The 19,954-nt window shown below is 37.4% G+C and carries 18 protein-coding genes; 7 read left to right on the top strand and 11 right to left on the bottom strand.

The genetic code is table 11. From position 1 onward, the window contains the following. Positions 1-111: 111 nt before the first annotated feature. Entirely contained in the window at positions 112-2,367 is a 2,256-nt protein-coding gene (locus R3D71_05455; GenBank protein ID MEZ5691092.1) for a putative PEP-binding protein, read from the bottom strand. Positions 2,368-2,529: 162 nt separating this feature from the next. Here R3D71_05455 and R3D71_05450 point away from each other — a divergent pair, with 162 nt between their 5' ends. Both R3D71_05450 and glnA read left to right on the top strand, forming a co-directional pair. Then, positions 2,530-2,871, top strand: coding sequence for a P-II family nitrogen regulator (locus R3D71_05450; GenBank protein ID MEZ5691091.1), 342 nt, complete (start codon positions 2,530-2,532; stop codon positions 2,869-2,871). 161 nt (positions 2,872-3,032) lie between these two features. Continuing rightward, positions 3,033-4,436: a type I glutamate--ammonia ligase gene (gene glnA / locus R3D71_05445; GenBank protein MEZ5691090.1), complete on the top strand. Its 1,404-nt coding sequence runs from the start codon at positions 3,033-3,035 to the stop codon at positions 4,434-4,436. A gap of 223 nt (positions 4,437-4,659) precedes the next feature. Here the strand turns inward: glnA and map are convergent, their stop codons facing one another. After that, complete coding sequence (gene map / locus R3D71_05440; protein ID MEZ5691089.1) at positions 4,660-5,454, bottom strand: type I methionyl aminopeptidase; 795 nt, start codon at positions 5,452-5,454, stop codon at positions 4,660-4,662. Positions 5,455-5,564: 110 nt separating this feature from the next. Between map and R3D71_05435 the strand changes: the two genes are divergently transcribed. Together R3D71_05435 and R3D71_05430 are read left to right on the top strand one after the other, a co-directional pair. Further along, on the top strand, positions 5,565-6,305 hold the full coding sequence (locus R3D71_05435) for a competence/damage-inducible protein A (GenBank protein ID MEZ5691088.1): 741 nt from the start codon (positions 5,565-5,567) through the stop codon (positions 6,303-6,305). A gap of 320 nt (positions 6,306-6,625) precedes the next feature. Continuing rightward, positions 6,626-6,892 (top strand): hypothetical protein, encoded by a 267-nt coding sequence (locus tag R3D71_05430; GenBank protein MEZ5691087.1) that lies wholly within the window; start codon positions 6,626-6,628, stop codon positions 6,890-6,892. Here the strand turns inward: R3D71_05430 and eno are convergent. Beyond that, positions 6,876-8,153 (bottom strand): phosphopyruvate hydratase, encoded by a 1,278-nt coding sequence (gene eno, locus R3D71_05425; protein MEZ5691086.1) that lies wholly within the window; start codon positions 8,151-8,153, stop codon positions 6,876-6,878. The genes R3D71_05430 and eno overlap by 17 nt on opposite strands. A gap of 190 nt (positions 8,154-8,343) precedes the next feature. On the opposite strand from eno, the gene R3D71_05420 reads away from it, so the two are divergent. Further along, on the top strand, positions 8,344-8,787 hold the full coding sequence (locus R3D71_05420; GenBank protein ID MEZ5691085.1) for a hypothetical protein: 444 nt from the start codon (positions 8,344-8,346) through the stop codon (positions 8,785-8,787). Positions 8,788-8,802: 15 nt separating this feature from the next. Here the strand turns inward: R3D71_05420 and R3D71_05415 are convergent, their stop codons facing one another. The 7 genes from R3D71_05415 to cpaB all read right to left on the bottom strand — a co-directional run bounded on the left by R3D71_05415 (position 8,803) and on the right by cpaB (position 16,658). Beyond that, complete coding sequence (locus R3D71_05415; protein MEZ5691084.1) at positions 8,803-9,831, bottom strand: type II secretion system F family protein; 1,029 nt, start codon at positions 9,829-9,831, stop codon at positions 8,803-8,805. 1 nt (position 9,832) lies between these two features. After that, positions 9,833-10,753, bottom strand: a complete 921-nt coding sequence (locus R3D71_05410; protein ID MEZ5691083.1) for a type II secretion system F family protein — start codon at positions 10,751-10,753, stop codon at positions 9,833-9,835. Positions 10,754-10,811: 58 nt separating this feature from the next. Further along, a complete protein-coding gene (locus R3D71_05405) occupies positions 10,812-12,350 on the bottom strand; it encodes a CpaF family protein (protein ID MEZ5691082.1) in 1,539 nt (512 codons plus the stop codon). A 76-nt stretch (positions 12,351-12,426) separates the two neighbouring features. Next, complete coding sequence (locus R3D71_05400) at positions 12,427-13,641, bottom strand: AAA family ATPase (protein MEZ5691081.1); 1,215 nt, start codon at positions 13,639-13,641, stop codon at positions 12,427-12,429. Between the two features lie 32 nt (positions 13,642-13,673). After that, positions 13,674-14,378 (bottom strand): CpaD family pilus assembly lipoprotein, encoded by a 705-nt coding sequence (locus R3D71_05395; protein ID MEZ5691080.1) that lies wholly within the window; start codon positions 14,376-14,378, stop codon positions 13,674-13,676. Next, positions 14,350-15,729, bottom strand: a complete 1,380-nt coding sequence (locus R3D71_05390; protein MEZ5691079.1) for a type II and III secretion system protein family protein — start codon at positions 15,727-15,729, stop codon at positions 14,350-14,352. The genes R3D71_05395 and R3D71_05390 overlap by 29 nt, the downstream gene beginning before the upstream one ends. Further along, the gene (gene cpaB / locus R3D71_05385; GenBank protein ID MEZ5691078.1) at positions 15,726-16,658 is read right to left on the bottom strand and encodes a Flp pilus assembly protein CpaB; all 933 of its coding nucleotides are present in this window, start codon (positions 16,656-16,658) and stop codon (positions 15,726-15,728) included. Before cpaB ends, R3D71_05390 begins: the two co-directional genes overlap by 4 nt. A gap of 335 nt (positions 16,659-16,993) precedes the next feature. Here cpaB and R3D71_05380 point away from each other — a divergent pair, with 335 nt between their 5' ends. Together R3D71_05380 and R3D71_05375 are read left to right on the top strand one after the other, a co-directional pair. Then, a complete protein-coding gene (locus tag R3D71_05380; protein MEZ5691077.1) occupies positions 16,994-19,150 on the top strand; it encodes a bifunctional (p)ppGpp synthetase/guanosine-3',5'-bis(diphosphate) 3'-pyrophosphohydrolase in 2,157 nt (718 codons plus the stop codon). Between the two features lie 142 nt (positions 19,151-19,292). Next, on the top strand, positions 19,293-19,601 hold the full coding sequence (locus R3D71_05375; GenBank protein ID MEZ5691076.1) for a hypothetical protein: 309 nt from the start codon (positions 19,293-19,295) through the stop codon (positions 19,599-19,601). 52 nt (positions 19,602-19,653) lie between these two features. Here R3D71_05375 and R3D71_05370 read toward each other — a convergent pair whose 3' ends face one another. Further along, positions 19,654-19,935, bottom strand: a complete 282-nt coding sequence (locus R3D71_05370; protein ID MEZ5691075.1) for a BolA family protein — start codon at positions 19,933-19,935, stop codon at positions 19,654-19,656. Positions 19,936-19,954 lie beyond the last annotated feature (19 nt).

Raw genomic sequence — 19,954 nt, 5'->3', positions numbered from 1 at the left:
AAATCTTTCTAATTTAATACGTTATAAGCATATAAGTAAAATGTTTAATACTCTTACGCCTTGACTGTAGTCAAGTCAAGGCTTATGGGACATATTCACCGGATTTGTCTATTAGCCGCGCTGTTTAGGTGTAGCCGTTACGCTATTTACTTTATCTATGTTACTACCAACCATTTTAGTCGCATTGTGCTCTTGCTCAAGCCGTTGATAAAGTTGTAATCTTCTGCCGACAAGATGTTTAGCGTCAGACGGCATGGATACGTCATCAAGCTCAAGATCCTTTGCCGCAAAAGTCAAAGAATCCAAGTCTTTCATTTGCGAGCCACAACAACCTATAATAATGTTCGGGTTATTTTCTCGTAAAATTTTTATGCTTTCGCGCATAACATCTTTTACTCTATCATCCAGTTTTTCATATGGATTTATGCCACCACCTTCAAAGGGACGCTTAACCTCAGTAATTTCCTGCGTTAAATCATTTGTACCAAAACTTACAAAATCCACCATCTTTGCCAGCTTTGCCAATTCCTTGTGATCGGTTATGGATTTGGTTTCTATCATCGCGCCAATTTTATAATTAACACGTGGAAAATCTTTTCTCTTGGCTTCCTTCTCAACCATTTCAATAAATTGCTCCATTTCATCAGCATTATTGATGTGAGGAGCCATGATTTGTAAATTTATCGGTTGTTCACGCTCAAGATTTTTTGATTTTGTAGAGTTAAAAATACTATTTAGCTGATTCTCATAAAGTCCTTTTGTTTTTAGGGCGAGTGGTGTTCCTTGCACGTCATCGCCCACCCTCTCTTTGAGTTTTTTCAGTTCATTCTTAGAGAAGAATTCATCTGGTGGAAAATCAAACAAACGAATACGCAAAGGCTCTCTATCACTTAAATTCTCTATAGTATTATGGATTGCTCCGCTCAGACCATTATCCCTAAAATTTCCTATTGGCCCAAGATGAACAAACCCATGAGAGTCATTACTTAAAATCCCTTCTTTAATGTTCTCTAATGCCTCATTGTTATACATATTTTCTGTACGTATTAAACCAATTCCTTCTGCTCCTGATTTCATAATTTTAGTTATTTCGTCATAACCTTGATTCATATCACTAGCTGAATTCAAAGTAGCTAAAAAATGGGGAGATTTGAAAGGAAGACTGGAAGCAATTTTTTCTACTTCTTTAACGATGGGCGTGACATCAGGATACTCTATTTTTAGATGTCCTTGATAGGCGGCGTTTCTGGCAAGTGTAACTTTGTCACCAGCCTTAAATAAAATTATTTTGTTTTTTTGTGGGTTATCATATTCCGGCTGCGGTGGGTTATTTACGTTCTCCCCCTCTTGCTGCCAATTAAATACAGCTCGCTTTACAGCATGAGAGTTATTAACCAAAGCTGACTTACCGTCAATCTGTTCAATACGATAATAATTGATTGCCTCACCTGTGTCAGAATTCCAAACCTCTCTATCTGATTTGCTAATAGTGGGGATACCCTTATCCAGCAAATGACTACCGCCTGTACCAAGACATACTATACCTGACAGTTTAGGCAATAGCATGCTATGTTTTTTTACGTCATAATCGTCCATAAAAAGAACTGGCTCTTTATCTTCCCTTAAAAGCTTGTTTACGTCATCCTCATTAAAAGCGACATAACCATTTATCGGCATATCATTAGATTTCAGGCAATCAACCCTATGTGTCTTTCCCTCAATTTCATCATCTATATCAGGCGACAGTGATTTAATCATCTTTCCATTATCACTAAGATCATATTTCTGTAAAATGCTATTATCAGAATTTGTTTTAGCTTGAGGCTCTTCGTCTTTATAATCACTATAGCGATGCAGCGGAGCTATAATATCCTCACCCAGCTTTTCTCGTAAAAATATAGAAAATGGAGTATCTTCTGTTATAGGGAAAATATCCGGTGATTCTAAATGAGATATAATAGTTCTATCAATATCACTCTTATCGGCAATTTCTGTGTTGTGAGCTCTTAAAATAGAGCTTCTATTTATCTGAACTTTTGCCTCATTGGTTGAGGCGGTCATCATAAATGGTTTTGGAGTAAAATTAGGTATGTTTCCATCTATATGGAGTAAAATTTTTTCTAAATGCTTAAATCCGTTAGGACCCGTTCCAATTCCTTTATATTCTCTCATCATATAGTCATTGGTAATAGCATCAGGGCGAAAGCCTGCTCTTAGCTCACCAATAGCCGCGTCATAATTTTCAACAATCTTATATTCTAAATCTATATCTTTCCTAGATAACTCTCTTTTAAGAGGAGCATACACAGCTCTATCAATACTTTCATGGTCATCATCAATAGCTAATATTTTTAGGGTTCTAGTCATTCAGTATATTTTGTTAAATTGCAAGATTATTGAAGTTTATTTACCATTTAAGCTTAAAAAATCAATAAAATCAACTTGCAATATTATTTGTCAGTAATATGATTGCCCTCGTTGTTTTAGTGCCATACAATCCAATCAAACCAATTGATATTTAGGGATATTATGAAAAAAATAGAAGCTATTATAAAACCTTTCAAGCTTGATGATGTTAAGGATGCTCTTCAGGAGGTAGGATTACAAGGAATTACGGTTAGCGAGGCTCGTGGGTTTGGTCGTCAAAAAGGCCATACAGAGCTTTATCGTGGCGCTGAATATGTGGTTGACTTCTTACCTAAGGTAAAAATTGAGGTGGTGGTAGAAGATAGTATGGTTGAAAAAACAATTGACGCTATTACTAACGCCGCCCATACGGGACGTATTGGGGATGGTAAGATATTTATTATACCGATTGAGGACGCTATCAGGATAAGAACCGGTGAAAGAGGCGATAGCACTATTAATTAGTTCATTAATATATTTCTATAAATATGTATTGGTCAGCTATGTTATTACTCACTTTACAAACAATAATACACTGTTATAACTGCGTTCCTGTTTGGCTCTCTATTGCTTGATTGGCAAATGTTCATTAATTGATAAGCAAAAATAATATATAAGAGGTTAGCATGTCTGAGAATGTTTTTAATTTAATAAAAGAGAATGACATTGAATTTGTCGATTTCCGTTTTACCGATCCGAAAGGAAAATGGCAGCACACATGTTATGTCGCTTCGCAAATAGATGAGAGTAGTTTTGAGGATGGTATCATGTTTGATGGTTCTTCAATAGCTGGATGGAAGTCAATTAATGAGTCCGATATGATACTTATGCCAGATGCTAGTACAGCATTTATTGACCCATTTACCGCTCAACCGACATTGGTGATTGTGTGTGATATTGTTGAGCCATCAACTGGGCAATCATATAGTCGTGACCCACGTTCGGTGGCGAAGCGAGCTGAGTCATACTTAGCGTATACTGGTATTGGCGATACAGCTTATTTTGGACCTGAGCCGGAATTTTTTGTTTTTGATGATGTGCGTTTCAAAACTAGCGGTAATTATAGTTTCCATCGTTTGGATAGCGAGGAGCTTCCAGCTAATAATGATAGAGAATATCATGCCGGTAATATGGGACATCGTCCCGCTACCAAAGGTGGTTATTTCCCTGTTCAACCGGTTGATTCTTTAGCGGATCTTCGCGGTGAAATGCTATCAACACTAAAAATGATTGGAGTTGAGCCAGTTCTTCATCACCATGAAGTAGCTCCGGCGCAGTGTGAGCTTGGCACATTATTCTCCACATTGTTGGGAACTGCTGATAATGTTCAAAAATATAAATATACTGTGCATAATATAGCGCATTCATATGGTAAAACCGCTACTTTTATGCCTAAACCAATATCTGGTGATAATGGTTCTGGGATGCATGTTCATCAATCAATATGGAAAGATGGCAAGCCTTTATTCGCTGGGAATGGTTACGCTGACCTTTCAGAAACTTGCTTATATTATATAGGTGGTATTATAAAGCACGCGAAAGCGTTGAACGCCTTTACTAATCCTTCTACCAATAGTTATAAGCGTTTAATACCCGGATTTGAGGCTCCAGTGTTGCTTGCTTACTCAGCTCGTAACCGTTCGGCTTCTATCCGTATTCCGTATGTAGCGTCACCAAAAGGAAAGCGTATTGAAACTCGTTTTCCTGACCCGTCAGCTAATCCTTATTTAGCTTTTTCAGCGTTACTTATGGCTGGACTTGACGGTATTGAAAATAAAATTCATCCTGGTGACGCTATGGATAAGAATCTATATGATCTTCCTCCTGAAGAACTAAAAGATGTACCAACCGTTTGTGGCTCGTTACGGGAAGCCCTAGAAAATCTTGATAGTGACCGTGCGTTCTTGAAAAAGGGAGAAGTATTCACAGACGATTTAATAGATGCTTATATAGATCTTAAAATGCAGGAAGTGTATCGCTTAGAGCATACTCCGGCTCCGATTGAGTTTGAGATGTATTATAGCGTTTAATTATATTTTTATACATGTAAAGACACCCGTTATTACAATAGTAACGGGTGTTTTTTTATTTATGGTAAATTGTCCTTATTTTTTTCCTAAAAAATAAAGTTGTTTTGCTCCCGCTACGGGACTACTGTCCCTCGCATGGAGCATAACTGAAGGCTCGCACGACCTGCTGGTCGTGCTTATCGCTTAGCTCAGCAGTGAAAAATTAACTCTTTTGGAGTTGGTTTCAATAAGGTGGACAGTTGAGTCCTTTTGGTGATGAGGTGAATATCTCATAGCCATTTTTTGTAACAGCAATGGTATGTTCAAATTGCGCTGATAGTTGCTTGTCACGAGTTGTAACAGTCCAACCGTCATACTTGTTTAGTATAGTACGATAGTCACCAACATTTATCATTGGTTCTATAGTAAAGAACATACCTTCACGCAGAACTACAGAGTAGTTCTCATCATAGTAATGTAGTACGCTAGGAGCGGAGTGGAATACTTTGCCGATACCATGTCCACAATAATCTCGTACTACCGAATAGCCATGACCTTCAGCGTAATCCTGTATGGTTTTTCCTATATGGCTTAGGTGAACACCCGGTTTTACTTGTTCAATTCCTAACATCATAGCGTCATAGGTGATTTTTGTGAGCCGTTTTGCCTTGATTGGTGGATCGCCTACCCAATATATACGGCTAGTATCACCATGCCAGCCATCAAGAATTACGGTTACGTCTATATTTACTATGTCACCATTTTTTAATTTTTGCTCACCGGGAATACCATGACACACCACATGATTTATAGATGTGCAAATTGATTTAGGAAATCCACGATAATTAAGAGGCGCTGGAATAGCTCCATTATCTATTATCATTTTGTGGCATAAATCGTTAAGCTGCTGGGTAGTCGCTCCGCTTACAACATGCTCTGCGATCATATCTAATACTTCAGCAGCAAGGCGACCAGCCTTTCTCATTCCAACAAAATCTTCTTCGGAATGTATTGTTATTTCCCTATTTTCACCCACAATAAATTAACCCTCTATTTTTACCATTTCAGTTGCTATATAATTACTATACGCAAAAGTCGGTTTTATGCTATTTCTATTCTAATTAAGGAATTTATCAGGAATATATTTTTATGCAAACAACAAAAGCAGCAATGATAGTGATTGGAAACGAGATATTATCGGGGCGTACTCAGGACAAAAACATAAATTTTCTTGCTGACTCTCTTAACAAACAAGGAATAACCCTATCAGAAGTAAGGATAATTCCTGATGATGAGCAAATGATTATAGATACGGTAAAGGATTATAGCGAAAAATATGATTATGTGTTTACCACTGGTGGGATAGGTCCTACTCATGATGATATAACAAGTCTTAGTATAGCTAAGGCTTTTGATAAAAAATATATTTTGAATAAAGATGCGGAAGAAATTTTACTTAATTATTACGGGAAAGATAATCTTAACGAGGCTCGTCTTAAAATGGCACATATGCCTGAAGGGGCTACCCTTTTACATAATCCGGTAAGTGCCGCTCCCGGTTTTATTATTGATAATATATATGTAATGGCAGGTGTACCGAGCATTATGCGCGCTATGTTTGATAGTATCAAAGGAGTATTAAAGGGAGGAAAGATAGTTCTGTCCAAGACAATCTCCTCATTCATTACAGAAGGAACCTTAGCAAAAGAATTAACCAGCATACAAAATAATTTTCCTGATGTTGAAATAGGCAGCTATCCTTTTATAGAAAATAGCCGTCTTGGAACTAGTGTTGTTTGTCGCTCTAGTGATGAAAGCAGACTAAATTTATGCTCTAGTGAAGTAGAAAATTATTTAAGAACTCTTACCTCTGAGCTAAAGGTGACTTAGTGTTCACCATTGAAATTTATTCTAATTGAATGTTAGTTATCATAGCTTTTGTTTATATTTGACCAATAATTATAGCACGTGCTATCATCGGCGTATGACTGGGAGTTCCGGTCTGGGGCTTAAGAACCTCTCTCAATCCGGCAGAGACATCTGCCGTTATCAAACTGTCACCTCGCATTGCGTCGGGGTGGTGGCGTTATATAATAACCGCTCGCGGTCATGATTGAGTGACTTCTTAACACCCCGGCATCAGCGCAAATATTTGCCTGATGCCGTTTTCATTAATATTTTGATAAAATGAAAAATGAGAATGGTGTGTTATGAAAAAACTTCTGAGATTAATATTTAACCGGAAAAGTGCTCTTGAGGAAGCAGTACAGCTTGCCGTAAAAGCCGTAAATGTCTCTTATATGTATAAAATAGATAAAAACTATATTCCTACTAAGACAGATCTCATGTTATTTGACTGCATAAGCAAGGTATTACAAAAAAACCAGCAAAACATGGAATATATTTGTTGCTCCATGCGTAAGAGATTTGATGAACATCAGAGCAATGTAAGTGCCGTGTCTAATCCATCAAAATAGCGTTTCCAGCGTAATGAGCGCAGATTCCTAGTTCTTCCTCTATACGGATAAGTTCATTATATTTAGCCAGCCTGTCAGTACGTGACAATGATCCGGTTTTAATCTGTCCACAATTACTCGCTACCGCAAGATGCGCTATAGTTGTATCCTCTGTCTCGCCTGAACGATGAGAAAGAATAGCTCTATATCCTGAGCGGTGAGCTAGCTGTACCGCTTGCATGGTCTCGGTAAGTGTACCGATTTGATTAGGTTTTACCAGTAGAGCGTTTGCCATGCCCTGCTCTATCCCTTCTGATAGGATAACCGGATTGGTAACGAATAAATCATCTCCAACTAATTGGATTTTATCACCAAATAAAGCCGTCATTTCTTTCCAGCCAACATGGTCATCCTCAGCCATTGGATCTTCAATTGATACGATAGGATAGCTATTTACTAGCTTTTCATAATATTTAAGCATTTTACCGCAATCTAAATTTTTCCCCTCTCCTTCCATTATATATTTACCATCATGGAAAAATTCACTAGCTGCTACATCAAGGGCTAAAACTATGTCTTCTCCAGCTCTATATCCTGCGCTTTCTATCGCTTTCATTATAAATGATAAGGCTTCCTCAGACTTTGAGAAATTGGGCGCGAAACCTCCCTCATCACCGACAGAGACATTATATCCCTCTTCGCTGAGACGATGTTTCAATTCATGGAATATCTCAGCTCCCATACGAATAGCTTCTGTCATACTATTCGCTGAAACAGGCATTATCATAAATTCCTGTATATCAAGTTTATTATTAGCGTGTTGACCACCATTGATAATATTCATAAGTGGTACAGGCATTATATGAGTTCCACAACCACCGACGTAGCGATAAAAAGGTAAGGCGCAAGATTGCGCGGCGGCTTTAGCTATAGCCAGTGACACACCAAGAACAGCATTCGCTCCTAATTTAGCTTTATTCTTTGTTCCGTCTAACTCAAGAAGAGTTTGGTCTATTTTTATTTGTTCCCTAGCGTCAAACCCGATAATAGCATCCGCTATTATGTTATTTACGTTATTAACCGCTTTACTGACCCCTTTACCTTTATATATTTTTTTATTGCCATCACGCAATTCTAATGCTTCCAATGAACCTGTAGAAGCTCCCGATGGCACTCCCGCGCGACCAAAAGATCCATCTTCTAACTCAACGTCAACCTCAACTGTTGGGTTGCCACGACTATCAACTATCTCACGAGCGTAAACACTTATAATATCTACCACTTTTTTCTCCTAAATTGAATTTTCTAAAATTTTGTTAGTTAGATAACATATATCAAAATAAATTCCATAAAATAAAGATAATAAAGTTGATTTTAATAATCATATATCTAGAATTTTTTCTAGTTTTGTAGTAGAGTATTGGATATTGCTGGATTATTGGTGGCGGTATGCCTTAACAAGGAGGTATAATATGGATATTGTGGCTGAAAAACCCGCGAATTCTTCAACTTACCGTATAACGAGTTCATTAAACGAATCATTGCTGTTAATGGAAGATATTTGCGCCAGACTATTAGAAAGTAGATTTTCTACCAAGAATGATACTGAAAGAATGTATTGGCAACAGCGTTTTAAGAACATAGTTACCCGAATTTCGCTAGCTCTTGCTGAGGTAAGAGGTCCTCGTAAGTTTCATCAGCATTACAAGCATGATGATAGCGATTCAGTATTGTTACCAGTTTTAGAAAATCCTCTTGATATGTTAGCGCATGCCTGTGAACAAGGACTAAAAGAGATAAATAAAAAGCTTGTTGGAGTTCATGACAATGACTTGCTTAGACATAAATCGCAGTTAGAGAAATGTTTAAATAGTTTTCTGATTAGATATAATGAACAAAAACACTCTGAGGCGTAGATAGTATTTGTGAATTTATTTTGAAAACTCACTCCCATACAAATTCTTTTTGGCATTGATTACCGCCGGTGCCATGATTATTATAAAAACTGTAGGCAAAATAAATAATATCATGGGGAGTGTCATGAGTGCGGGAAGACGCGCTGCTTTATTTTCAGCTCTCATCATTCTAGTCTGCCGGAACTCTGCCGATAATACCCTTAATGCCTGAGCTATTGGAGTACCGTATTTTTCGGTCTGAATTAGAACAGTAACAATACCACGTATTTCTTTCATATCACAACGTTCAGCAAAATTAGTGAGAGCCTTATTACGTTCTGGATAAAAATTTATCTCCACAGATGTTAGAGTTAATTCTTCCGCCATTTCAGGATATGCTGTTCCTAATTCTCTTGCGACTCTATCCATTGACGCTGTTATGCTAAGTCCAGCTTCAGCGCATACAGTCATTAGGTCAAGAGTATCTGACAAGGCTCTTTGGATAGCGAGATAACGTTTTGCTTTTTTTCTTCTTATAAATATCCAAGGGAGTTTAAGACCGAAATATAGACCAAGCAAAGGCCATAACCAGCCAAGAAGCTTACCAGTAAAGGTCACCGGTGTTGACAGCTCCATTAATATGACTCCAAGAGGACCTAAAATAAAAGGTAATACTAGAGTTATAAAAGCGAATATAAGTAGCGCGTCTTTAGTTCTAAATCCAGCTTGTACTAAAGTAGCTTCTGCTTGTTCTAATTGAAATTTTTTGACTAACTCAAATTTCATAGAGACTTTACGCATAAAATTTATGCTACTTTCAGGTTTTTTACGCTTTTTGGGCGACATTTCCTGCTTATATAATTCCTTACGACGAGCATGTATCGCTTTGATGCGTGCCATAAGTCTATTTTTTCTATTTCCTAACATATTATCAATTAGGACGATAGAAATTGCTATTATAAGGAAAGTAATACCTATATAAAAATCATCTACACTAATACCAGCTGGTAGGTTTACCTTAATAAAAGCGGATATGGGATCTAGTCGTTCGGTTTGCTGGATCATATCATATCTCAAATCTTGACATTCGGTTCATCGACCATATTCCAAAAGAAAGCATGCCAAACGCTACCGCTAGCGCTTGGTTTCCTCCCTCCTCCTCTATTAAAGGTTTTAGATAGTTGGGGCTTACAAACATTACAGCGGCGGCGACCACAAAAGGAAGTGAGCCAATAATAACGGCTGATGCCCTAGCTTCTGAAGTAATTGCCTTGATCTTCATTTTCATCATAAAGCGAGAACGCAATACATCAGAAAGGTTATTAAGAATCTCTGAAAGATTGCCACCAGTCTCACGTTGTAATATTATACTTGTGGTAAAAAAATGAAACTCTCTTAAGTTAAGTTCTTTCGCGGTTTCTAAAAGAGATTTTTCTAGTGATATACCCAACTTCATTTTATTTGCTACAGTAGCAAACACACTACCTATGGGGTCTGGAAGCTCAGTTGATACTTGTACTATAGAATCCGAGACGGGCAGACCTGATCTTAACCCTCTTACGATAAGATCTATCGCTTCAGGAAAAGCTCTCAAGAACTCTCTGGAACGTTTTTCCATTTTCATTTTTATTATCTTAAACGGTAGCCATATTCCCGCAATTAAGGCTACTGGAATGGACATTAATACCGAAAATTTGAATATTGCAGCCCCAGCTATGATAAGTAATACTGTAACAAATCTGCGCAAAATAAACTGCTTGGGAGTTATTTTTATTCCTGCGTTATCAAGTAAAATAGCTATACGTTTAGAATTAGGAAGTGGCTTAAGTAAGATGGAAGATAGTCCCTTACTTTCAAGATTTTTTCTGCGTAATGAAAGTTCTCGCATTACTTTAGGCGCGGCGGAACTTTTCATTCTCATTCTATCAATACGTCGCCTTAGCTCGCGACTATCAGCTATCTTTTTAGCTGAAACTAACGCTATCAATAGGATCACACAGATAAAAATTACAGCGTTAGTAAGCATTATTAGTTACCATACGTTATTATTGAGGTTCCGTAGACATGGCTTCTATAAGTTGTTTATCCAGCCCGAAGTAAGATGCTTTTTGCGAAAAATGTGGTCTTATTCCAGAAGACCTAAATTCACCAACTAGTTTTCCATCATCACCTTCACCTTGAAAATTGTAAGTATAAAGATCTTGGGTGACTATAACATCACCTTCCATACCTATTATCTCGGTAACATGAGTAACTCGTCTTACTCCATCACGCATACGACTTATTTGCACAATAAGATTAACAGCGCCAGCTATCTGAGTACGTAAAGCTTTGCTAGTAAGATTACCACCTGCCATACTAACTAGATTTTCCATACGAGTTAGAGCCTCACGAGGACTATTCGCGTGCAATGTTCCCATTGAACCATCATGACCTGTATTCATGGCTTGCAGAAGGTCAAAAGCTTCCGCTCCACGCACCTCACCAAGAATAATTCGGTCAGGACGCATCCTAAGGGCGTTTTTTACCAAATCTCGCATAGTAATCTCGCCATCTCCTTCTAAATTCGCTGTTCTTGTCTCTAGTGGGACTACGTGTGGTTGTTGTAGTTGCAGCTCGGCGGCATCCTCAATAGTTACAATCCTTTCACCGTTACTTATCATGCGGGAAAGAGCGTTAAGCATGGTAGTTTTACCAGAACCAGTACCACCAGAAATAATAACATTCAGGCGAATAGCTCCACATATTTTAAGCAATTTACAAAGATTTGGAGAGACGCTACTCGTATTAACCATAGCGTCTAATGTTATTTTTTTCTCAGAAAATTTACGAATAGAGATTGATGTCCCACGAATCGCGAGAGGTTGAGCGATAACGTTAACACGGCTTCCATCTGGTAAGCGAGCGTCACAGATAGGGCTTGACTCATCAACTCTTCTACCTATCCCTGTTACGATACGAGTAGCTACAGACATTACATGCTCATTATCACGAAACTTTACGTCTGTTAACTCAAGCTTACCTTTTCTCTCAACATAAATTTGGTATGGACCATTTACCATTATATCAGTAATCAAAGAATCTCTAAGCAGAGGTTCCAAAGGTCCAAAACCAAGCATATCATCAACAATTTGATTGGCTAGTAATTGTTGTTCGGCGTAGTTAAGTGGCAATCTTTGCTCCATTACTATCTCACCGATTAACTCTATAATTTGCCGTTTAAGCTCACTACGTGGTAATCTTGAAGAAGTAGTAATATCAATTTGCTCAAGCAGAAGGTTATATATCTTATCTTTAGTCGCCGCTAATTCCTGAGCTTCTTTACTTGGTGGTTTTGGAGCGTCCAGACTGCTATCACTTGAGCCAGCGAGCAGATCTTCTTTTGGTTGTAATTTATCTAAATTATTAACAGGTTCTGAAGCGGCTTCTTTAACAGGACTCGCTGTTTGTGGAGAGACAACAACCGCCGGTGACGAGTTACCAGCAGTATTTTGGTTATTCTCAGCTTGAGTTTCCTTCTCTTTATTTATAGCCGGAGATTGAGGAGATGCTTCTGTTGAGCTTATACCGCGTCTACCAAACATTAGAATACCTCTTTACTTTAGGGGTAATACTAAGTTTTTTTTTATATATGATTTTATATTTTATGTTCATAATTATTTATTCTTTGTCTTTATTTTCTTTCTTTTTCATGAAGTCAAATAAGCCTTTTTCGACTTTTATGTCTTCTTCCTTTAGAGTTGGTATTAATTTTTTAGCTATCGAATATAGAGGTTTCACCACATTATGTTTGGCATGGTGGACTGCAGGTATGTCGGAACCTATAGACATAAATATATCAGGATGATAGCTAATTTTTTCCTCAAGCTTTGCCATTATGCCTTTTTCAAAATCAGCGGTTCCGATTTCATTTTTAGCGCCAGCACCTACCCTGTTAGCTATTACCATTGGTCTCGGCATTTTTAATATATCAGCGATAAAATCACTAAAACGTAAACTATCACGAATTGATTGTAGAGATAACTCTGCAACTAATATAACACTATCAGAATATTTTAAGCACCCGTGACAGAATTTATCCATATATCTCGGTATATCCATTATTATAATATCGTATTTATTGGACAATTCTTTAATCAAGGAATCAGCTGTCGCGTCCGCTATATTTATTTGTTCTTGCAAGGGTTCTTCCGCGCTTAATACCCATAAATTTTCGTGAGTTTTACTCATAACCCTGTCAATAAATAAAGGATCTATCCTATCAGGTCTTTCAAGAGCATCACGCAAACCATGAGAAGGTTCTATATCTATCATTAGTGAAAGTGTACCCTTATACGCGTCTAAATCAACTAACGCTACTTTTTTTCCAGAATTTTTAGCGAATATACCAGCAAGATTAAGCGCTACAGTAGAAGCGCCAACTCCTCCACGCACGCCAATTATAGAAAATATTTTTGTTGGTTCTTTTACCTCATTATTGCCTTCTTGTGGTTTTTTAACAGCTTTGTTATAAATATTAGCAACGGTCTCTTTTTTAAGAGGCATAAGTAGATAGTTAGATATTCCTATATCCTTTAACCAACAATAGAAGCTATACTCATTTATTTTTCCAACTACTATTACTTTAGTTTCTGGACTGCAAAAATTAGCCAACTCATCAAATTGTTTTGGAGCGGAGTCAGCGGATTCTATCTCTATTAACAATGTTTCTGGTGGTTGTTTGTTATTCAAATAGGATATAGCCGCGCCAATATCACCTTTTTGAACAGAATTCTCGCCTAAACCGTTCTCACTGGCAAACTCGGATAATATCTTTATATCACTATCGTCTTTTACAAACGCTAGAAACTTAATATTTGTATTATCTTTTTCCATAGCTAATCGCACTCTAAAATAAGTTACCTAATTTATTCTTTTGAAGAGGATGATGAAGTGCTAGAAGACTCAGAGGAATCCTCCGTTGTATAATAGTTTTTTATAGCTTCAGCCGCTCTGCTTGAGTTGCTAATATTATTGTTTTGCCCATGTATTAAATCTCTTGGATTATCAATCATAAGACCTAAATTTACCGTACTTGCGCATCTCCAATTAGCGGCGGGAGTATTGGTGTAATTTGTAACAGGTGATTTTCTCCAATCCGGACATTTAGGAGGCAAAACTGATAGATGATTTATTTCTATTATAATTTGATTATATGGAACCGAACTATCAGCAAATGATCTAATATTTTCATAATGACCAGATTTCTTTAGCAAAGAATTTACATAAGCCACTCTTTTATAGCGATAAGGAAGTTCTCTTGAGTAACGTATCTCTATGTCACTCACAGCATTTATTCTTATGTCATTGATAGTTTTAACTAACTCTGCTTCATCTTCATTCCTTAAGAACTTATACTTGTTACTAAATTGTAATATTAAGAGACTATTTTCACTTAAAACATGATTTTTTATTGGATATTTTTTATAATATTCCTTAGGGTTATGTCCCTGCATATCAAGTTCAGGCATACACCCAGATAATAGAGAAGATAACATCGCTAATAAAATAATAATATTGTTTTTTTTAATTACGCTCATGCCATTACTCCAGAATAAATCCGCTTTCACCATTTAATTTATATTCTTCCTCGCCATATAGACTTTCAATATTTTCCTGTTCTTGTTTTGGCATTTTTTCTTGTCTGTGAATACTGCCAAAAAGCAAGCGTTCAGTATCAGTTGGTGGATTAAAGCCATCCAGAGGTGTTTGAACTGATTCTGGATTTGATATTGGACGAACTATGTATGGAGTTACTAGAATGACTAGCTCAGTTTGGCTTGATTGAAATCGTTGTGAACGGAATAAAGCGCCAAGTACTGGAATATCACCAACACCGGGAACTTTGCTTAAATTGTTACTGGTATCGTTACGCAACAGTCCGGCAAGAACAAATGTTTGTCCACTGCCAAGCTCCACTGTGGCATTGGCTTTTCTGGTGTCAAGTATAGGATAGTTAAAACCGTTAACTTGTATAGGGTTAGAGAAATTCAAAGTACTTACCTCAGGAGTTACTAAAATACTTATTCTATCATTAGACATTACTACAGGAGTGAAGTTCAAGCTTACGCCAAAAGGCTGATATTCAACAGTTATAGTCCCTTCACTGCCAGCAACAGGAATAGGATATTGACCTCCAGCTAAGAAACTAGCTGGTTTTCCAGTCACGGTGGTAAGACTTGGCTCAGCTAGAACAGTCGCGAGTCCCTGTGTCTCAAGAAGGTCTATTAATGAACTTATGGTGTTATTGCCACTGGTAAGGCTGGTAAGTATATTAGCATTACCACTTACTGCTCTACCAACTAATGACGTAGCGTCAAGAGAGCCTGTAACCACTTGGGATAGTATACCACCTCCAGTAACCGATGATTGTAAGTTTATTCCAAGAGTTTTAAGATCACTACGCGACATTTCCACGATTTTAACCTGTAAATTAACCTGATCCCCACCAGCGGTATTTATCATGTTTACAAGCTTTCCACCTTCTCCAATAAAAGACTCTACAACGCTTATTACATTCTGAGAGTCCTTAATAGACGGGGCGTAACCACTTACAACAAGCCCCTCATTAGTGGTTTTTAGTTCAATATCAGAGTCTGGTGAAATTTTTTTTATCATCTTCTCCATGCTATTAAAATTATGCGTAATATTAACAACTCTCTGTAAAATCACTTTATCGTCAGCATCAACGACAGAAATAGAAGTCTCTCCAGTTTTTCTGCCATAAACAAAAATAGTACTAGGTGATAGCACTTGTACATCGGCAGTATCAGGATTAGCCACTACAACTGAAGCAGCTTTTCTTGGCAGTTTTATTACTTTTCCTTTATTTATTTCAATGTAAACAGTGGTTTCAGCATTTACTGGAGCAGTAGATAAAAAGAAGCTGATAATCAGTGCTATAACTATATGTATTTTCTTCATTTCACACCTTGATAAAATTCTAGAACCTCAATATCTTTACCTCTAATAATACGTACTTTGCTTATTGCCGATTCTTTTTCTGCCATGAGATTGCTTACATCTCCATCTGAAGTATAAAGAGTATGTTTTACTTTATCATTCTTAACTTCATTCAAATTATCTTTCTTGCTTCTACTATCCACATTTTTCTTAAACAGTATGTTTTCATCAGGGATAGCTGTACTCACCAGAGCTAAGGATATTTTCCCCATTTCCGCTGCAACTGATATTTTCTCTGCTTCTTCAGAAGACACCTCAACAGTTATAGTTTTTGCTACGATAGCCTTATTCTCAGGATTTTCCAGAGCCTGATCAACAGCGAGAACTCTTATATTTTTAAGAAAAGTTTCAGTTATTACTGACTCCATGCCATTTACTGGTTTTCTGGTACTATAAGTTATAAGCAAATCTACATTGTCGCCTGGTGACACAAAACCAGCGTTACCCGAAACTGGATTTACCGAAATAGTAACAGCTCTTTTGCCGGCTCCAAGAACAGCCGACATAAAGCCACCTTCTCCCGATCTCATAAGCATTGAGGCAACTATAGGATCACCAGCTGAAATAGAACGACGGACAACTGCTCCCTCAAAGCTTCCAAGATTGAACGTGCCTTCATATAAATAACTTTCTTTTGGTATCTTACCTTGATTGCTTTCTCGTGCTTTACTCTCCTCAATTTCGGAATATTCCCGCCAGTCAAAATCCCGTTGCACTTTAATAAAGCTACCACTTGCAATATTGTTCTTAGCTATCATGATTCTTCTTATCTGAGGTCGTGGCTCATTATCACCAATGACCGGATTACTAGTCAGATAATTGCGTATAGACATTAAAGTAAAGCCTATGACCACCACCGAAATTATAATTACTATTGAACGACTGGACATTGCTATTATCGCCTACTATCTATTATCTAACCGCGTTTAGTTAATTCCATATTCGCGACACATTGAAGACACAAGGCATCTTCTGATGCTCATTAGGCAAAGTTAAACAAAAACAAATTAAGAAACGATTAAATAAAGTTGCAGAATAGCAACATATCATTAGAATTAGCGAGTTAGTTTAATTTGTATTAATTTTTTATTATTTATTGGTTACGATATAGTTCTAAATTATTTTTAATTTATGGTTATTTGTATGGTTAGTAACACAAGTAAATATAGATAAATTGTCAGTCAATATTATTGTAATATTATATTGTTTACGCTAGAATTTATACATGATTAGACAAGCAGAATTAGTAGAAAAAATCAAATCATATGATCCTAATATAGATGAAGATCTTATAAATAGGGCATACGTTTTTTCAATGAAAGCACATGGTACGCAAAAGCGTGCGTCTGGCGATCTTTACTTCTCTCATCCAGTTGAAGTGGCGTATAAGTTAACAAAATACAAACTTGATGCCGCTTCCATAGTTACCGCCCTGCTTCACGATACGGTTGAGGATACTGAAGTTACCCTAGAAGCGGTGGAAAAGAATTTTGGTAAAGAGGTAAGAGAGCTTGTTGATGGGGTCACTAAGCTATCACGACTTGAGGGAAAATCAGAAAACATAAAGCAAGCTGAGAATTTCCGTAAGCTTCTAATAGCTATGAGTAAAGATTTAAGGGTGCTTTTGGTAAAGCTCGCTGATCGTCTGCATAATATGGAGACTTTATCATATATAAAAAATCCCGATAAGCGTAAAAGAATATCCAGAGAAACTCTTGAGATATACGCCGCGCTAGCGGAGCGTATAGGAATACGTTCTATAAAAGAAGAATTACAGGATCTTGCTTTCGCTGAGCTTTATCCTGAGGCAAGGGATTCTATAATAAAACGTATGGAGTTTTTACGAGAAGAAGGTGTATCCGAAGTTGAGAAAACTAAGGAAACATTACGGGAGGAAATAGCGAAAGCCGGACTTGTGAATTGCCGTGTGCGGGGACGCGAAAAAAGACCGTTTTCTATATGGAAAAAAATGGAGAACAAGAAGATAAGCTTTGAACAGCTTTCTGATATTGTAGCGTTTCGTATCTCGGTAGGTAGTATAGCTGAATGTTACCAAGCACTAGGAGCTATACATGCCAAATGGCATACGATACCCGGTAGGTTTAAGGATTATATATCAACGCCAAAGTCAAATGGCTATCAATCAATACATACAACAATTCTTGGTCCGGCGCAGCAACGTGTGGAAATTCAGATACGAACTTTTGATATGGATGAAGTGGCTGAGTATGGTTTGGCGGCGCACTGGGCTTATAAGCAAGGCAAAAAAGTCGGTAAGGATGGAAAAAATCTCCGCTGGGTACGTGAGTTACTGGAAATACTTGAGCAATCTGATAATCCAGAGGAGTTTTTAGAAAATACTAAGCTAGAGATGTATCAGGATCAGGTTTTTTGTTTTACTCCTAAAGGTGATATACTTTCATTTCCAAGAGGAGCGACACCTGTTGATTTCGCTTACGCGGTGCATTCCGGTGTTGGCGACACCTGTGTTGGCGCGAAAATAAATAGCAGGATAGTCCCGCTTAGAACCAAACTTAAAAATGGCGATCAAGTTGATATTATAACCAGCAAAACACAGACTCCATCAGCAAGTTGGGAGCGGTTTGTCGTAACTGGAAAAGCCAGAAGCGAGATACGGAAATATCTACGCACAGCCCAGCGTAATGAATATATAGCGCTTGGTAAAGCTATTATGGCAAAGAGTTTAAGGCAAGAAGGAGAGGAGTTAACGGAGAAATTGATAGAGCCTCATCTTCCGCAGTTTAATAGGAAAACAGTTGATGACCTGATGGCTGATATTGGAGAGGGGATGATTAGCCGTCAACAGGTTGTTGATGTAGTTATTGGTGAGAGAAAACCGGTACATACTAATGGTGTAACCTCAGTTTTATCAAATTTATATAAGCCATTTAAGAAAAAAAATAAAACAAGAGAGGCGATTCCGATAAGAGGTGTTATATCGGGAATGGCAATTCACTTCGCTGGTTGTTGTCATCCTATACCGGGAGATAAAATCGTTGGAATTGTAACTACCGGCAAGGGAATAACCATACATACGATGGATTGTGAGACTTTAGAAAATTATTCTGACGCTCCTGAAAGATGGATAGATGTCGCTTGGGAAAAAGACCAAGAAGACGCGATTCATATAGGGCGTGTTAAAATGAATGTGAGTAATGAGCAAGCGTCACTTGCCACTGTTACCAATGTTATCGCCCGAGAAAATGGAAATATCAGTAATTTCAAGATCACAAACCGTTCTAGTGATTTTTTTGAACTGATGATTGACATAGAGGTGCGTGATATAAGGCATCTTAATACTATAATAGCTAATCTGCGTGGTAAAGAAGTAGTGCAAAGCGTAGAAAGAGCTGTTGGTTGATTTGTATGCATTTTGGATAATTTTTATTCGTGATTAAGTATAAATCATTACGGAATATTAGGCGTTTTTATAGCATCTTGACACCATATGTAGTTTAGTATATACATATAGCATGCAATATATAGGGCGGTGTCACAATCTTGTGTTCCTTCCGGTAGCGTCAAATGATAATGACGATCTGCTTGCCCTCTCTTCCCCTTTTTTAAGCCTTACTCTTGTACGTGAAATGAAAAATTATATGCTTTATGAGAACTCCGTAAGCGGTGTTTTGCTTTATTCACGTAAGGAAAGAAGATTTTTTCAAGAGATACTAGATTCAGAGCGTTACATATTGATGCGTTATTTTTCAACTAATGTTAAAGAGGAAAATATTTTATTTCTTAAACGTTATATTATAGATAATTATCTCTATCCAAAAATTAAGCGCGGAAGGCGTAGTAAGAAGAATTGAGGAATAGGAGAATAACGGAATTATAGCAATTACTTGTTATAAGTAAACTGCCCTACGCATCATACTCTTTTATAGTTAGGGTCTTTAGCAATGTTATAGCGTGAATTTGCTTTATCTCATTTTCTATTATTTTATGGACAAGGCGTGAACGAGCAAGACGTGGCATTCCTATAAACTTATCTGATACTACTATTATTCCTATATGAGTCTCACTACTTCCTTGTGGCGCACCAACATGTCCAGCGTGTTTGTGGCTTTCATCAAATACTTCCAGATGGGTTGGGGTAAGTTCTGATACAAGTTTTTCTTTGATAGAATCTTGGATTACGGGCATTTATATATATCACTTCCAG

It is taken from the genome of Rickettsiales bacterium (assembly GCA_041396965.1).
Taxonomy (GTDB): domain Bacteria; phylum Pseudomonadota; class Alphaproteobacteria; order Rickettsiales; family SXRF01; genus SXRF01.
The sequence above is the reverse complement of the archived record's forward strand: the minus strand, read 5'-3'. Positions and strand labels throughout refer to the sequence as shown.

Coding starts and splice junctions, on each gene's coding strand:
- R3D71_05455 (MEZ5691092.1), bottom strand. CDS start 2,367: ATGACTAGAACCCTAAAAATATTAGCTATTGATGATGACCATGAAAGT.
- R3D71_05450 (MEZ5691091.1), top strand. CDS start 2,530: ATGAAAAAAATAGAAGCTATTATAAAACCTTTCAAGCTTGATGATGTT.
- glnA (MEZ5691090.1), top strand. CDS start 3,033: ATGTCTGAGAATGTTTTTAATTTAATAAAAGAGAATGACATTGAATTT.
- R3D71_05435 (MEZ5691088.1), top strand. CDS start 5,565: ATGCAAACAACAAAAGCAGCAATGATAGTGATTGGAAACGAGATATTA.
- R3D71_05430 (MEZ5691087.1), top strand. CDS start 6,626: ATGAAAAAACTTCTGAGATTAATATTTAACCGGAAAAGTGCTCTTGAG.
- R3D71_05420 (MEZ5691085.1), top strand. CDS start 8,344: ATGGATATTGTGGCTGAAAAACCCGCGAATTCTTCAACTTACCGTATA.
- R3D71_05415 (MEZ5691084.1), bottom strand. CDS start 9,831: ATGATCCAGCAAACCGAACGACTAGATCCCATATCCGCTTTTATTAAG.
- R3D71_05405 (MEZ5691082.1), bottom strand. CDS start 12,350: ATGTTTGGTAGACGCGGTATAAGCTCAACAGAAGCATCTCCTCAATCT.
- R3D71_05400 (MEZ5691081.1), bottom strand. CDS start 13,641: ATGGAAAAAGATAATACAAATATTAAGTTTCTAGCGTTTGTAAAAGAC.
- R3D71_05395 (MEZ5691080.1), bottom strand. CDS start 14,378: ATGGTGAAAGCGGATTTATTCTGGAGTAATGGCATGAGCGTAATTAAA.
- R3D71_05390 (MEZ5691079.1), bottom strand. CDS start 15,729: ATGAAGAAAATACATATAGTTATAGCACTGATTATCAGCTTCTTTTTA.
- cpaB (MEZ5691078.1), bottom strand. CDS start 16,658: ATGTCCAGTCGTTCAATAGTAATTATAATTTCGGTGGTGGTCATAGGC.
- R3D71_05380 (MEZ5691077.1), top strand. CDS start 16,994: ATGATTAGACAAGCAGAATTAGTAGAAAAAATCAAATCATATGATCCT.
- R3D71_05370 (MEZ5691075.1), bottom strand. CDS start 19,935: ATGCCCGTAATCCAAGATTCTATCAAAGAAAAACTTGTATCAGAACTT.